The organism is Pseudomonas sp. HP_12, from assembly GCF_055283955.1.
The window spans coordinates 140,533-154,843 of the sequence record NZ_JBTOQG010000005.1 but is presented as its reverse complement, the minus strand read 5'-3'; the positions used below and the strand labels follow the sequence as shown (position 1 = coordinate 154,843).

Annotated in this window: 12 protein-coding genes; 3 read left to right on the top strand and 9 right to left on the bottom strand. The window is 63.4% G+C overall.

Annotated elements, in window-relative coordinates; all coding sequences use genetic code 11:
- Positions 1 to 10: 10 nt before the first annotated feature.
- A complete protein-coding gene (yghX, locus tag ACYASU_RS06040) occupies positions 11 to 898 on the bottom strand; it encodes a YghX family hydrolase (RefSeq protein ID WP_463582253.1) in 888 nt (295 codons plus the stop codon).
- 267 nt (positions 899 to 1,165) lie between these two features.
- Here yghX and ACYASU_RS06035 point away from each other — a divergent pair, with 267 nt between their 5' ends.
- On the top strand, positions 1,166 to 1,597 hold the full coding sequence (locus ACYASU_RS06035; protein WP_192172305.1) for a nuclear transport factor 2 family protein: 432 nt from the start codon (positions 1,166 to 1,168) through the stop codon (positions 1,595 to 1,597).
- 87 nt (positions 1,598 to 1,684) lie between these two features.
- Here the strand turns inward: ACYASU_RS06035 and ACYASU_RS06030 are convergent, their stop codons facing one another.
- Positions 1,685 to 2,569: a LysR family transcriptional regulator gene (locus tag ACYASU_RS06030; protein WP_463582252.1), complete on the bottom strand. Its 885-nt coding sequence runs from the start codon at positions 2,567 to 2,569 to the stop codon at positions 1,685 to 1,687.
- Between the two features lie 116 nt (positions 2,570 to 2,685).
- Between ACYASU_RS06030 and argC the strand changes: the two genes are divergently transcribed.
- Complete coding sequence (gene argC / locus ACYASU_RS06025; protein WP_463582251.1) at positions 2,686 to 3,624, top strand: N-acetyl-gamma-glutamyl-phosphate reductase; 939 nt, start codon at positions 2,686 to 2,688, stop codon at positions 3,622 to 3,624.
- 6 nt (positions 3,625 to 3,630) lie between these two features.
- On the opposite strand, the gene ACYASU_RS06020 is transcribed toward argC, so the two are convergent.
- From ACYASU_RS06020 to eat, 4 genes are all read right to left on the bottom strand, one after another.
- Complete coding sequence (locus tag ACYASU_RS06020) at positions 3,631 to 5,049, bottom strand: CoA transferase (RefSeq protein WP_463582250.1); 1,419 nt, start codon at positions 5,047 to 5,049, stop codon at positions 3,631 to 3,633.
- Between the two features lie 821 nt (positions 5,050 to 5,870).
- Entirely contained in the window at positions 5,871 to 6,689 is an 819-nt protein-coding gene (eutC, locus tag ACYASU_RS06015; protein ID WP_463582249.1) for an ethanolamine ammonia-lyase subunit EutC, read from the bottom strand.
- Positions 6,690 to 6,724: 35 nt separating this feature from the next.
- Complete coding sequence (locus tag ACYASU_RS06010) at positions 6,725 to 8,116, bottom strand: ethanolamine ammonia-lyase subunit EutB (RefSeq protein WP_282373662.1); 1,392 nt, start codon at positions 8,114 to 8,116, stop codon at positions 6,725 to 6,727.
- A 27-nt stretch (positions 8,117 to 8,143) separates the two neighbouring features.
- Entirely contained in the window at positions 8,144 to 9,496 is a 1,353-nt protein-coding gene (gene eat / locus ACYASU_RS06005) for an ethanolamine permease (protein ID WP_463582248.1), read from the bottom strand.
- Positions 9,497 to 9,984: 488 nt separating this feature from the next.
- Here eat and qhpR point away from each other — a divergent pair, with 488 nt between their 5' ends.
- On the top strand, positions 9,985 to 11,061 hold the full coding sequence (gene qhpR, locus ACYASU_RS06000; protein ID WP_463582247.1) for an AraC-like transcriptional regulator QhpR: 1,077 nt from the start codon (positions 9,985 to 9,987) through the stop codon (positions 11,059 to 11,061).
- Positions 11,062 to 11,349: 288 nt separating this feature from the next.
- Here qhpR and ACYASU_RS05995 read toward each other — a convergent pair whose 3' ends face one another.
- The 3 genes from ACYASU_RS05995 to ACYASU_RS05985 form a co-directional block, all read right to left on the bottom strand.
- Positions 11,350 to 13,299, bottom strand: coding sequence for an AAA family ATPase (locus ACYASU_RS05995; protein ID WP_463582246.1), 1,950 nt, complete (start codon positions 13,297 to 13,299; stop codon positions 11,350 to 11,352).
- Between the two features lie 139 nt (positions 13,300 to 13,438).
- The gene (locus ACYASU_RS05990) at positions 13,439 to 13,693 is read right to left on the bottom strand and encodes a hypothetical protein (RefSeq protein ID WP_463582245.1); all 255 of its coding nucleotides are present in this window, start codon (positions 13,691 to 13,693) and stop codon (positions 13,439 to 13,441) included.
- A 78-nt stretch (positions 13,694 to 13,771) separates the two neighbouring features.
- Positions 13,772 to 14,035: a DUF2790 domain-containing protein gene (locus ACYASU_RS05985; protein ID WP_463582244.1), complete on the bottom strand. Its 264-nt coding sequence runs from the start codon at positions 14,033 to 14,035 to the stop codon at positions 13,772 to 13,774.
- Between the last annotated feature and the right edge of the window lie 276 nt (positions 14,036 to 14,311).

Genomic DNA, 14,311 nt, shown 5'->3' with positions numbered 1-14,311 from the left:
CAGCCTCACCTCAAACCAGATACTTTTTGAACCATGCGACCGTCCGCTCCCACGCCAACGTCGCAGCAGCATCGTCATACCGCGGCGTCGAATCGTTATGAAAACCATGGTTGGCGCCCTTATAAATATGCGCCTCATACGTTTTGCCCGCCGCCTTCAATGCCGCTTCATACGCCGGCCAGCCATCGGTGATCGGCTTGTCGAGCTCTGCGTAATGCAACAACAACGGCGCCTTGATCCGGCTCACATCCTCGGCCCTGGGCTGACGGCCATAAAACGGCACCGCCGCCGCCAACTCCGGATAAGCCACGGCAGCAGCATTGGCTACGCCCCCGCCGTAACAAAACCCGGTGATCCCGACTTTCCCGGTGGAAGCGTGATGAGCCATCAGCCACTCGATGCCGGCGAAAAAGTCATTCATCAGCTTCTCCGGATCGACCTTCGCCTGCAGCTCGCGACCTTGGTCATCGTTGCCCGGATAGCCCCCGACCGAAGACAAACCGTCAGGCGCCAGGGCGATAAAACCGGCCTTGGCCACACGCCGGGCGACATCTTCGATGTAGGGATTGAGGCCGCGATTCTCATGCACCACCAGCACCGACGCGAGTTTGGCATCGGCCTTCGCCGGCCGCACCAGATAACCGCGCACCTGGCCATTGCCCTTGGGCGACGGATACGTGATGTACTCGGCGATGATGTCCGGGTCGGTAAACTTGACCTGCTCGGCCAGCGCATAATTGGGGCTCAGCGAAGCCAGAATCGTCGTGGCGGCAAGCCCGCCCACGGCGAACACCGCCGCGCGATCCAGAAACTCCCGGCGGTTGATCTTGCCGTGAACGTAATAGTCGTAAAGCTCAAGCAATTCAGGGGCGAAGTCTTTGGCGGTGAGACGGGTCATCTGTGCGCATCCTCATCGATTGTTCAACGGGCACAGGCGTAGAACCGAGCGCCTGAACGTGCCGCAGCGAGCCCTCAGTAAAGCAGTATTTAGGCCGAGTGCGTCAACATCACGCGCTGTCGAACAGCATCTTTCCACGGCGCGCTTTCCAACTGTCTCGTTGTGGGCTAGCCTGAGCGGCGCAGTTGTACGACGACGTACAAAGCCACTTTTCGACAAAAATGGCCCTGCATGCCGCTTCCATCAACAATAAAAAAGGATGCACTCATGACCCGACTCAAACTGACCCTCGGCTTCTTGTGCCTGTTTTCAGGCTTCGTGGCCGCCGCCCCTTCTGCCGATGAACAAGCCGTCGCCAAGGCCGTCGACAACATGACCCAGGCGATGCTGCACAAGGACATCGCCGGCCTCAAAGCGTTGACGTCCGACAACGTCACCTACGGGCACTCCAGCGGCAAGGTGCAGAACAAGGATGAATTCATCGCCGACATCGAAACCGGTCGCAGCGGCTTCAACACCCTGGAAATGAAAAACCAGACAATCAACATGAACGGCGACACTGCCCTGGTGCGCAACCACTTCTCCGCAGAAGCCGTGAACAGCGGCAAGGTCGTGCCGACCGAGATCGAAAACTTTCAGGTCTGGCAAAAACAGAAAGGCCACTGGCTGCTGATCGGGCGCCAGGCGTTTAAATTCTGATGGCATGACTTCAACGTTGTAACCGACCGGGCGCCTGACAGGATCAAGCCCCGGTCGGCTACACGTTTGTTTTCAACCCCCTGTGCGCTACAACGCTTCCAACTCCTGCAACACCTCCAGCACATAGCGGGTCGAGCGTTCGACGCTTCCGGCCCGGTGCGCAATGCCCAACTCCCGCCACAATGCCGGCTGCAACGGACGCATGACAATGCGGCTCTCCGGCGCGGGCGTGGACGCCTCATGGGGCAGCAATGTCGCGCCATAGCCCGCCCCCACCAGACTCTTGATCGCGTCGTTGTAATTAAGCTGAATGCGCGGCGTCGGCTGCGGCCCCTCGCCGGCAAACCACTCGGCCACCTGACGGGACAGCCGCGTGGTGGCGTCGTTGAGAATCAGCGGCTGACTGGCGAGCCATGACGGCGTGATGACCGACGGGCAGTCCCAGCGCGCCGGCAAAAACGCCATCACCGGGTCCCGGCGCCACGGCTGAATCGACAAGCCCTTCACCGGCGCTTGAGGCAGCGCAATCACGCCGATGTCCAGGCTGCCGTCCGCGAGCTTTTGCAACGTCTGTTGCGATGTCAGCACCGCGACCTGCACGTCGATGCCCGGGTGTAACTGCTCCAGGGTTTCCAGCGCCTGGGGCAGCAATTGCGCGATGACACCCGTCGATGCACCCAATCGCACCCGCCCGGCCAGTCCCTGGACCTGACGCTCGACGTCTTCCAGCGCCTGCTCGGCATCGGCCAACAGGCGCCGCGCGCGCTCGATCAGGGTGTCGCCGATGGCCGAGGGCTGAACCCGGCCCCGCGTGCGCGAGAGCAACACGCCGCCCACTCGCTGCTCCAGATCAGCGATGTGCAGGCTCACCGTCGGCGGCGCGAGGTTGAGCACCCGTGCCGCTTCGGCGAATGACCCGTGGTCGGCGATGGCCACCAGGGTGCGCAAACGATCCAGACTGATTTCCCGCACCAGCCGGCCCTCCTTCAGAAAAGCTGAAGTTTACCGTCAACAAATTCAACTTTCTCTATCCACGAGTGGACTGGAAGATGGCTGGCATTGACGACCTTCTGCGGAATTCAAATGCCATGTCTTTAAAACAAGCGCCCCTGCCTATCGTGTTCATCGACGGCGACCAAGGCACCACCGGCCTGCAAATACACCAGCGCCTGCAAGGCCGCACCGACCTGCAGGTGGTGACGCTGCCCGCCGAACACCGCAAAAACCCTGAAAGCCGAGCTGCCGCGATCAACGCCTGCGACATTGCCGTGCTGTGCCTGCCAGACGATGCGGCCCGCGACGCGGCAGCGAGCATCACCAACCCGGACGTGCGGGTGATCGACGCCAGCTCTGCGCACCGTACCCACCCCGACTGGGTCTACGGTTTCGCGCAGATGAGCGAAGCACAGAAACAACGCATCGCCACAGCCCGCCGCGTCAGCAATCCAGGCTGCTATCCCACTGGGGCGATCGGTCTGTTGCGGCCGTTGCTGGAGGCGGGACTGCTGCCGCGCGATTACCCGATCAGCATCAATGCGGTGTCGGGCTATTCGGGCAAAGGCCGCGCGGGGGTCGACGAATTCGAAGGGCCGGACGCTGCTCAGGCGGTGCCTTTTCAGGTCTACGGCCTGAGCCTTGCCCACAAGCACGTTCCGGAGATCCAGCAGTACAGCGGGCTGAGCGAGCGGCCGGTGTTCATGCCGGCCTATGGCGCGTTTCGTCAGGGCATCGTGCTGACCATCGCGCTGCAAACGCGCCTGCTGCCCCACGGCGTGACGGGCACGACGCTGCATGCCGCGCTGGCTGAGCATTATCAAGGCAGCGGGTTTGTCGAAGTGCTGCCGATGGAGCAATCCCGCGCGCTGACCGGGATCGACCCGCGCCAGCTCAACGGCACGGATAACCTGCGGCTGATGGTGTTCGAGCACGACGGCCATGTACTGCTGGCCGCCGTGTTCGACAACCTGGGCAAGGGCGCGGCCGGGGCGGCGGTGCAGAACCTGGATCTGATGATTGCGGGTAGCTGACGCGTGTTACAGCCATCTCGCGTCGCCACTGCCCAGTGCGCTCGCCGGTAAATCCCAGAGGGTCGGCGTGCCGTCGAGCTGCCCGGCGGGTTTGAGGCGCAGCGCCGGGCCCCACGCGGTGTGCTCAATGGCGTCGGAGTAATCGCTCGGAATCAGCGGTAGCAGCGCTGCAGGCTGCGCCTCGGTTGAGGCAAACGACATCAGCGATAACGCGGTGCGCGCCAGGGATGCCTGGACCTGAACGCCCTGTCCGGTAATCCGTCGCTCGGTCAGACCGCGCACCGCTGCCGCCGCCATCAAGTACCCGGTGGCGTGATCCAGCGCCTGCACGGGCAGCGGCACGGGGCGGTCACTTCCGGCTGCAAGCATGCCGGCGTCGGCGATGCCGCAGCTCATTTGCACCAGACTGTCGAAACCCCGTCGCTCCCGCCATGGGCCAGTCCAACCGTAGGCGTTCAGCGATACATCCACCAGACCGGGATTGAGCTGCAGGCGGCGCTCAGCATCGAGGCCCAGTCGCGCGAGGGCGTCGGCGCGGTAACCATGGATCATCACGTCTGCTTCGCGGATCAGGCCCTCCAGCACTGCGCGATCGGCGGGGTCGCGCAAATCCAGCCGCGCGCAGCGTTTGCCAAGCACCACCTCCGGGACGGTGCCGGGCTCGTCCCAGCCAAGAGGGTCGATGCGCAGCACCTCGGCGCCGAACCCGGCGAGAAACCGCGTGGCCACGGGGCCGACCAGAATACGCGTGAGGTCGAGCACGCGAATGCCGCGCAAGGGCCGTTCACGTGGGACGATCCATTCGGGTCGTGCGGGGTTTGACTGATGCGATGGAGCCGGTGGCGCTATGGCCTGCGCACGATGCAGCAAAGGTTGGGCGGCGACGGCGCGACCCTGAGGATGTTCGCGCCAGGCCGAAGCGCTGAGCATGGCGGCGGCACAACCGTGATGGTCGACCACCGCGCTTTCCAGCTCGCTGGCCTGCCAGTGCAGCACGGCCTGACTGACCGCGTCGCGCTGGGGGGCGGTTTTCAGCACGGCGAGCGCGGCCTGACGATGGTGCGGTGCGTTGGTGTGCAACCGGATCCATCCATCTGCCGCGCGGTAATCCCCTGCCACCGCGTCCCACTGCGCCGGCAGCGACCAGCCTTGGGGCTGAAGGGACGTTGCGAACCAGAACGAGGCCAGGCGCCGATCGACCGTGATCAGCGGCAACGTGCCGTGGGCCTGATCGATCAGTTCACCCACCGCCAGATGCGCGGCAGCGACGGCGGCTGTGGCGAAATCGGTGACCGGGAATGCCGACGCCAGGGCGCCTTCGCCGATGGTCTGGAGATGGCCCAGATAGCGAGGCGGCCCACCGAGGGCCAACCAGAATTCGCGCAGGAAATGCGTGCAGGCAGTGTCGGACTGGGCAATCGGCATGGGGCAGCGCTCTCGGGAGTGGTGGAAGCAGCCTAGCAAAAGAGTCTGGAAAGGGGGGGCGAAGGCGGCGTGTTTGCCGTTGGAGATGCAGCGAATGCACTGGCCTCTTCCCGGCTGAAGCCGGTCCTACTAAAAGCACCGCGCGCATCCTGTCAAACTGGCGGTGACCTAAAATGTGGGACCGGCTTTAGCCGGGAAGACGGTGTATCTATTGTCAGAAATGCAGTGGCTGCACTGGCCTCTTCGTGAGCAACCTCACTCCCTCAGGTTCTGCAGGCTGGCTCAGATCCGGCGTCGACAACGATTATGTGGGAGCGAGCTTGCTCGCGAAGGGGGCGTAACTGCCGCAGGAGATTCAGCGGCTGTACTGGCCTCTTCCCGGCTAAAGCCGGCCCACTAAAAGCACCGCGCGCATCCAGTCACACTGGCTGTTACCTGAAATGTGGGACCGGCTTTAGCCGGGAAGGCGGTGTCTCTGCCGGTGGATATGCAGCGGATGCTGCTGGCCTTCATGAGCAAGCTCACTCCCACAGGTTCTGCAGGCTGGCTCAGATCCGGCGTCGACAACGATTATGTGGGAGCGAGCTTGCTCGCGAAGGGGGCGTAACTGCCGCAGGAGATGCAGCGGCTGTACTGGCCTCTTCCCGGCTGAAGCCGGTCCCACTAAAAGCGCCGCGTGCCTCCAGTCACACTGGCGGTGACCTGAATTGTGGGACCGGCTTTAGCCGGGAAGGCGTCAAAGAACACACCGAATATTCAAGCCATGCACAAGGCGACGCCGAGCGTCACGGGAGGCATGTCCACGCGGAGCGTGGGCACGATCAAGGTCCCAGCAGAAAATTCCCCGGCCGGCTGCCCTCGCCCGCTTCCAGCACCGGCACTTGCGCGTCGTCCTTCAAGCTCACGCCGGACAACTGTCGACGCCAGGCCTCGCGCATCAGGTACAGCAACTTGTGCGCCGCCATCGCGTAACTCATGCCTTCAAGGCGCACGTTGGAAATGCAGTTGCGCGCGGCGTCATTCAGGCCCACGCGCGGTGCGTAGGTGAAGTAAAGACCCAGGCTGTCCGGCGAACTGAGGCCCGGTCGTTCGCCGATCAGGATCACCACCATGCGCGCCTTGAGCAGTGCGCCGATTTCATCGGCAACGGCGACGCGGCCCTGTTCCACCAGCACCACCGGCGCCAGGCTCCAGCCTTCCGCCGCTGCCATTTCGTCGATGCGCTCCAGCATCGCCGGGCTGTGGCGTTGCACCGCCAGCGCAGACAAACCGTCTGCGACCACCAGCGCCAGATCAAATCCTTCAGGATGCGCAGACGCGTAGTCCTTCAGTTGGGCAGCCGACGCCTCTGACAAACGCCGCCCCAGATCAGGCCGTTGCAGGTACACATGGCGGTCAGTTGCCGAGCTTTGCAGGGTCAGCGTTTCGCGGGACCGACCCGCCAGTTGCTCGGCCAGCGCTCCGTGATCGAACGCCAGGTGCACGGCGTCGCGCGCCTGGGCGTGGGCAAACTGGAAATCCAGCTGCGCCGCCGTCGGCAGGCTGGTACCGGCGTGCCCGAGGGCGATCCGCGCCGAGGTCAGCGAGCGCAACTGCTGCCAGGCATCGGCGTGTGCGGGTGATTTCTTGTCATCGCTCATGGCTCAAGCCCTTGTCTGGAACTGCTGATCGGCGACTAATTCAGTTGCGCCAGCGCCTTGCGGAACAACGGCGGCACGCCCTGCCCCAGCCGCACGCCGCCGTCGTCCTGGCGCAGGATGTCCATGCGCGTCAGCCATTCCTCGAACTCCGGCGCCGGGCGCAGGCCGATGGTTTTGCGTGCATACAAAGCGTCGTGAAACGAGGTGGTCTGGTAGTTAAGCATCACGTCGTCGGACCCCGGAATGCCCATGATGAAGTTGATGCCCGCGACGCCGAGCAAGGTCAGCAGCACGTCCATGTCGTCCTGATCGGCTTCGGCATGGTTGGTGTAGCAGATGTCGCAGCCCATGGGCACGCCGAGCAACTTGCCGCAGAAGTGATCTTCGAGCCCGGCGCGAATGATCTGCTTGCCGTTGTACAGGTATTCCGGGCCGATAAAGCCGACCACGGTGTTGACCAGGAACGGGTTGAAATGCCGCGCGACCGCGTAGGCCCGGGCCTCGCAGGTCTGTTGATCGACGCCGTGATGCGCGTTGGCCGACAAGGCGCTGCCCTGGCCGGTTTCGAAGTACATCAGGTTGTCGCCCAGCGGGCCGCGCTTCAGGCTGAGCCCGGCTTCGTAGCCTTCGCGAAGGATTTCCAGGCTGATGCCGAACCCGCTGTTGGCCGCTTCGGTACCGGCGATGGACTGGAACACCAGGTCCAGCGGCACACCTTTTTCGATGGCCGCCACCGATGAGGTGACGTGGGTCAGCACGCAGGACTGAGTGGGAATCTCGTAATGACGAATGACGCCGTCGAGCATCTTCAGCAGTTCGCTGATAGCGCTGACGCTGTCGGTGGCCGGGTTGATGCCGATCATGGCGTCGCCGTTGCCGTACAGCAAACCGTCGAGCACGCTGGCGGCGATGCCGGCCGGATCATCGGTGGGGTGATTGGGTTGCAGCCGGGTGGACATGCGCCCGCGCAGGCCGACGGTGTTGCGAAAGCGGGTGACGACACGAATTTTCTGCGCCACCAGCACCAGATCCTGCACGCGCATGATCTTCGACACCGCCGCCGCCATCTCCGGGGTCAAGCCCGGTGCCAGGGCCTTGAGGCTGGCCTCGGTGGCGTCGTCCCCCAGCAGCCAGTCGCGAAAGCCGCCGACCGTGAGGTGGCTTACCGGGGCGAAGGCCGCGCGGTCATGGCTGTCGACGATCAGGCGGGTGACTTCATCCTCTTCGTAGGGAATCAGCGCTTCGGTGAGGAATTGCTTGAGCGGCACGTCGGCCAGGGCCATTTGCGCCGCCGCACGCTCGGCATCGCTGCTGGCGGCGACTTCTGCGAGAAAGTCACCGGAGCGTGCGGGGCTGGCCTTGGCCATGAGTTCCCGCAGGCTGTCGAAGCGCCAGACCATGCCACCGATGCTGTGGGAAAAGCTCATGCACACCTCTTTATTCGAACCGCGTGATTAACCGGCGACCGCGACCGCCGCACTGCGCCCGCGGACCATTTTGCAGAACAGCGCGCCCACGGCCATCAGGCAGATGAATATGGCGCAGATCAGCAGGTTGAACCAGACCATGGCGACCAAACACACCACCGCCAGCACCAGAGCGATGCCCGGCACGATCGGATAGCCCGGCGCGCGGAAGCTGCGCTCAAGGTTCGGCTCGCTGCGGCGCAACTTGAACAGGCTGAGCATGCTAATGATGTACATCACGATGGCGCCAAACACCGACATGGTGATCATCGCCGCGGTCAGCGTCATGCCCTGCAGGTTGATCATGCCGTCGCTGAGGATCGCGATGATGCCGATCACACCGCCCGCGAGGATCGCACGGTGGGGCGTCTGGAAGCGCGACAGTTTCGCCAGGCTCGGTGGCAGAAAGCCCGCCCGTGCCAGGGCGAAGAACTGCCGCGAATAGCCGAGGATGATGCCGTGGAAACTCGCCACCAGACCGAACAGGCCGATCCACACCAGCATGTGCATCCAGTTGGAGTTGCCGCCAACCACCGCTTTCATCGCCTGGGGCAACGGGTCATTGATGTTCGCCAGCGTACGCCAGTCGCCCACGCCACCGGCGAAGATCATCACGCCGATCGCCAGCACCACCAACGTCAGGATGCCGCCCACGTAAGCGCGCGGAATGGTGCGTTTCGGGTCCTTGGCTTCTTCGGCCGCCATGGCCGCGCCTTCGATGGCGAGGAAGAACCAGATGGCAAACGGGATCGCCGCGAACATGCCGCTGATGGCCGGCAGGCCGAAGGTATCGGAACCGGCCCAGCCGCCGAGGACGAAATTGCTGAAGCTGAAGCCCGGCGCGACGACGCCCATGAACACCAGCAGTTCGGCCACCGCCAGAATGGTGACCACTAGTTCGAAGGTCGCTGCGATGCTCACGCCCAGGATGTTCAGGGTCATGAACACGAAATACGCGCCGATGGCCGCAACCCTTGGATCAAGGGACGGGAATTGCACATTGAGGTAGGCGCCGATCGCCATGGCGATGGCCGGCGGGGCGAAGACGAACTCGATCAGCGTCGCCAGCCCGGCGATCATCCCACCGGTCACGCCAAAGGCACGCAGGCTGTAGGCAAACGGCCCGCCGGCGTTGGGAATCGCGGTGGTCAGTTCGGTGAAACTGAAGATGAAGCAGGTGTACATCACCGCCACCATCAGCGTGGTCACCAGAAAGCCCAAGGTGCCGGCGGTGCCCCAGCCGTAACTCCAGCCGAAGTATTCGCCGGAGATCACCAGGCCGACGGCCAGCCCCCACAAGTGCAGGGTTCCCAAGGTGGGTTTGAGTTGTGATGCAGTCATGAGTGTGTACCCCGGTAGCCAGGCGACGGTATTTGTCTGACGTCGAGCATAGTCACAGCTGACAGGCCAAGGCTTGACCGTACGGCGCGCTGTCTGTCGTCTGCGGTCAAGTTTTCCGGGTATCTGCCGGGGGTGCGCCACACTGGCGCGTGAAAACGACCCGGTGCTTTATTGAGGGTCACGCAATGCCTGCGTTTGCTGACCGCAGTGGCACCAGACTTCCCAACAGCTTGGGCAGCAGATGAGTCGTCGAGTAGCACCGGTGCCCATGTAGGAGTGACCGGGGTGGCGCTCCACCTTGCTCGCGAAGAGGTCGGTACATTCGCCGAGTATGCAGCGGCTGGAATGCAGTCTTCGCGAGCAAGGTGGAGCGCTACCCCGGTCCCTCCCACAGGACCGTTGATTCCCCCCGACGATGCATGTGGCTGACACAAGGTACGACATTTGCTTGCACGATAGGCCTACACACCGTCAGAGCCCTCACCCCCATGCTCCAGACCCTCGTCCCCGCCGCCGCATCGAACACGCCCGCCGCCAGCAATCGCGGCGTGCTGTCGGCTGCGGCCAACGGGCTCGATGGCTTTATCGTGCAACACGGCGGTGATCTGGACCGGGTATTCGGCCGCTCCGGCATCGACCCCGAGCAGCTGCTGCACCCGACCCTGAGCCTGCCGCTGACCAACTACTGCAAAGTGCTGGAAGAAGCCGCGAGCCAGACCGGCTGTGACAATTTCGGCCTGCGTTACGGCCAGCAATTCCGGCCCCAGGCGCTGGGCCTGCTGGGCTACATCGGCCTGTGCTCGGCGACCCTGGAAGACGCACTGATCAATTTCTCCGCCGCCTTCCCGTTCCATCAGCACAGCACGCTGATCGAACTGGTGGATCAAGGCGAGTGCTACCGTTTCGATTATCAGGTGCGCCACGGCGCGATCAACGAACGCCGCCAGGACGCCGAGCTGACCATGGGCATGGCGCTGAACCTGGTGCGGCACGTGCTCGGCCCGGACTGGGCACCTCGGCAAGTGGCATTCGAACACGCCAAACCCCAGGGCTGGCACGAACACCGCGACGTGTTCCGCGCTGACGTGCGTTTCGGGCAGCGCTGCAATTCACTGCTGATCCCCAAGCGTGATGTCGTGGGCAAAGCCATGCCCGGCAGCGACCCGATTCTGCTGATGCTGATCAAGGACGCGATCCGCCAACTGGGCGATAACGGCAGCGGCACGGGCAACAGCCCCGAGGCCACGCTCCTCGACCGCGCCCGCCAGACCATCCTCGCCACCCTGCACCTGGGCGAACCGGCGCTGGACGACATCGCCCACACCCTCGGCCTGTCCGAATGGACCCTGCAGCGCAAATTGCGCGAACAGGGCATCAGCTTCACGCAACTGGTCGACCAGATCCGCCAGGACTCGGCCCTGAATCACCTCAAACAGCAGAACCTCAGCATCACCCAACTCGCCTCGCTGCTCGGCTACTCGGAAACCAGCGCGTTCTCCCGGGCGTTTAAACGATGGTTCGGGGTGAGTCCGAAGCAGTGGCGTGGGGGTGATTGCCGGGTTTGAAACGCTGGCGGCCGGCTTTCCTTGTTTTCCCAGACAGCACCGTGATGTGGGAATTAGCTTGCTCATGAAGGGGCTCGGACATTCAGCCACCTTCTCTGGTGACTGATAGGAAGCCTTCGCGAGCAAGCTCGGCTCCCACGGGATAGTGGATTCACTCGATATTTGGGTCGGTTCGCTGGGACTGTGGGAGTGAGCTTGCTCACGAAGAGGCAGGAACAGCCGTTACATCTTCAGTGCCTGAACTGCCGTCTTCGCGAGCAAGCTCGCTCCCACAGGTAATAGCGCGCTCTACTTACGCCCCAAATCCTGCAACCAGTCATTCATGTTTCCCGGCAGCAGCAGTTCGTGGCGGGCGCGGGAGCTGGCGGTGTAGAGCAGTGAGCACACGCTGGCCAGTGAATGGGTCGAGCCCTCGCGCGGTGGGCGCATGAGGTCGCGGGAGAGCAGCACGGAGTCGAATTCCTGATTCTTCACGTCTTCGACTTTCGCCAGTTTGAGGATGGCGGCCGGGTCGTTGCAGAACCGCTGGGTGGTGTCGAGGAAGTCCTGCAGGCGGTTGTCCTGGCCGAGCCACTCGTGCATCGCCTTGAATTCGTGGCTGCCGCCCATGGCCGAGGCCAACGCGTCCCAATAGGCAAACCGGAAGATCAGCCGGTGCTGCGGGCGCAGGTCTTCGCGGTAGAGCAGGTCCAGGCCTTTGACGAACAGCGTGAGGCTTTCAAAGGTGCGCAGGGGCATTTGAAAGCGCGCGCCGGCTTCGGTCAGGCGCTTGAACCAGGCAAACAGGCCCCATTCGTTGGCGACCAGAATCGTCGTGGGTTTTTCCGGAATCGGCATGATGCCGTGGCCAATGATGCGCGTCGGGTGGGGCGCGCGGCCGACGAAACCTTCCTTGATGTCGCTGGGGTGCAATTGAATCATCGGATTGAGCACGTCGGCCATTTGCTTGCCGGCGCGGATCGACTGGGTCATGAAACGCTGGCGAATGAAGCCGCCATGGCGCGGGGTCTTGCCGCTGAGCTGCTGGAATTCGTCGCCCAACGTAATGACCGCCTGGGGGCTGCGGTCGAGGATCTGCACCATCGGCGCCGTCAGTTCATGGCTTTCGTCGATGATGATGTGGCTGTAGTTCTCGGGGATGACTTCGTTGGTCAGCGCCAGGAACTTGATCCGGTGGCTGTTGCGGATCGGCAGACGAATGTGCGGCGCCGACGGCCTGACCGTCTCGCGCCAGAGCAGGCGGCTGTATTCCAGCAGCAGAGCGATGTCCGCCTGACTCGCCGCGTGCCCCAGTGACGGCAAATGCCGCGCCTCGATATTCGCCAGCGGCGACAGGCTGAAACTGTGCACGGTGCTGCGGCAGACCCGCGCCACGTCACGGGGCTGCAGCTTGCCCACCGCCTGCAAATTCAGCCATTGCGCCACTTGCCGGTCATCGACCAGCGAGCTGGCGCCGGTGCGCTGAATGTCGGTGTTGCGCCAGCCGCGCGCCGTCATGTCGCGGTTAAGCAGCAGGTTAGCCATGTGGCCGAAGGTGCACGCGCTGATCCGCGCGTCGGGGTTGGCCTGACGCACCCGCGTCTGAAGCGCGCTCACCTGACCCGGAAAGGTCGCCATGAGCAGGGTTTTTTCCGGGACCAGGACCTCGAAGAACTTCGCCAGCAGGTAGGTCTTGCCCACCCCGGCATAGGCCTGCAGGTGGAACGACTCCTCGTTGCAGACCTTGAACTCGTCGAAGATCCGGCTCTGCTGATCGCTCAGGCGCAGGAGGTCGCCGGACGGCATCACGATCTCGCGGGTCAGTGGCTCCAGTTTGGCGCGATGACGCAGTCCAAAACCGAAGTCCCACTGCCCTTCCCCGTCGAGGTAATCCTGCTGCTCGATATCAGCGTCGTCGAGCAGACTGACGCCGGCAATTTCAAGCACCGAGAGCCCTGCGGCCAGATGGTCGGCGGTGAACCTGCCACGCACCAGATCAGCAAAGCGCCCGCCCGCTTCTTCGACGGAAGCGGCTGCGCGAAGGACATCATCGAGCATGCGTTCGAGCTGTTCGACGGCGGTGTTTTGCGCGACCAGTGCGTTGAGATTGAGCAGCAGCATCAGCGCAGCGAGTTGCGACCGGCCGGCTTGACTCAGGAAATCGTCCAGCGATTCGCCAGCGGCCAGGCCTTTGCACACCTCTTCGGTCAGGGGCAGAAACAGCGACGGCGGTGGCGCGAAGGCAGCGGGTGATCTCATTGCGGGCGTAAGGTCCTGAGCGGCGCGTGGGCGCGGGCAGTCAAAAAGGAGCACAGCTTACTCCTGCCGCCCGATCACCGCCCACTTGCGTGTCGCCGTTACCACGCACGGCCCGTAAGACCGCCGCCTGAATCGGGCCTCACACCCGGCTCTGCTGCTCACCCGCCATGCCCGAACGGGTGTGTTCGGAGCCGCCTTCGGCCACCATCTGTCCGCGGCTTTCGATCCACATCACCAGCGGCGTTTTGTCAGAGCCGTTTTCAGCGACTTTTGGCGCGAGCTGGAAGCAGGCGCTGTCATCGACGCCGGTGTGCTGCACCGCCGCGTTGGCGTGCACGGCGAATCCGGCGAGTGCGAAAGCAACGGCGGACAGGGTGGTCTTGATCGGTGTCATGGTGTGATCCTCATGAAATCTTCAACGGTAATGAGCGAACCGAGCGGCCGGCGACACGTCATCCGCGCGGCCCTAGACTCAGTTGTCCTGCGGGCAGTTCTGGGCCACGGTCTGGTAGTTCAGGGTCTGTTGCTGACCCTGGGAATCGAGGTAGCGCAGATGGGCGTTGACCACGCCGCAGGTCGGGGTTGAGTCGACTTCGGTGGACAGCGCCTTGGCGATGTCCAGGTGGTCGCCGTACATGTAAGCGTGAGCTTGGGCGACGGGCTGGGCGTGTGCAGTCAGGGCGCCGAGACTCAGGGCGGCAAACAGGGTGGCGATGCTGAGGTTCTTCCAGTTCATGATGTTCTCCGGTATCCAAGGTTGTTCGGTTGGGGTTCGAGGCGGTGTGTGTCTGTCGTCTCGATGGGTCCCATTGAACGCCCCGCAGGTATCTCGCTTGTGTCGCGAACGGCCGGAAAATCATCCTTACGTGTCAGCGCCCGCTGCAGATACACAGCGATACATTCGCGCCGAAAAAACCGTCTTTTGCATGCGCATGTATGCCCGGCAGCGCCAGATACAGTGGAATACAAACCCCGGCAGGCAAGTCACGCGCGACTGGTTAAGATGCGCCAC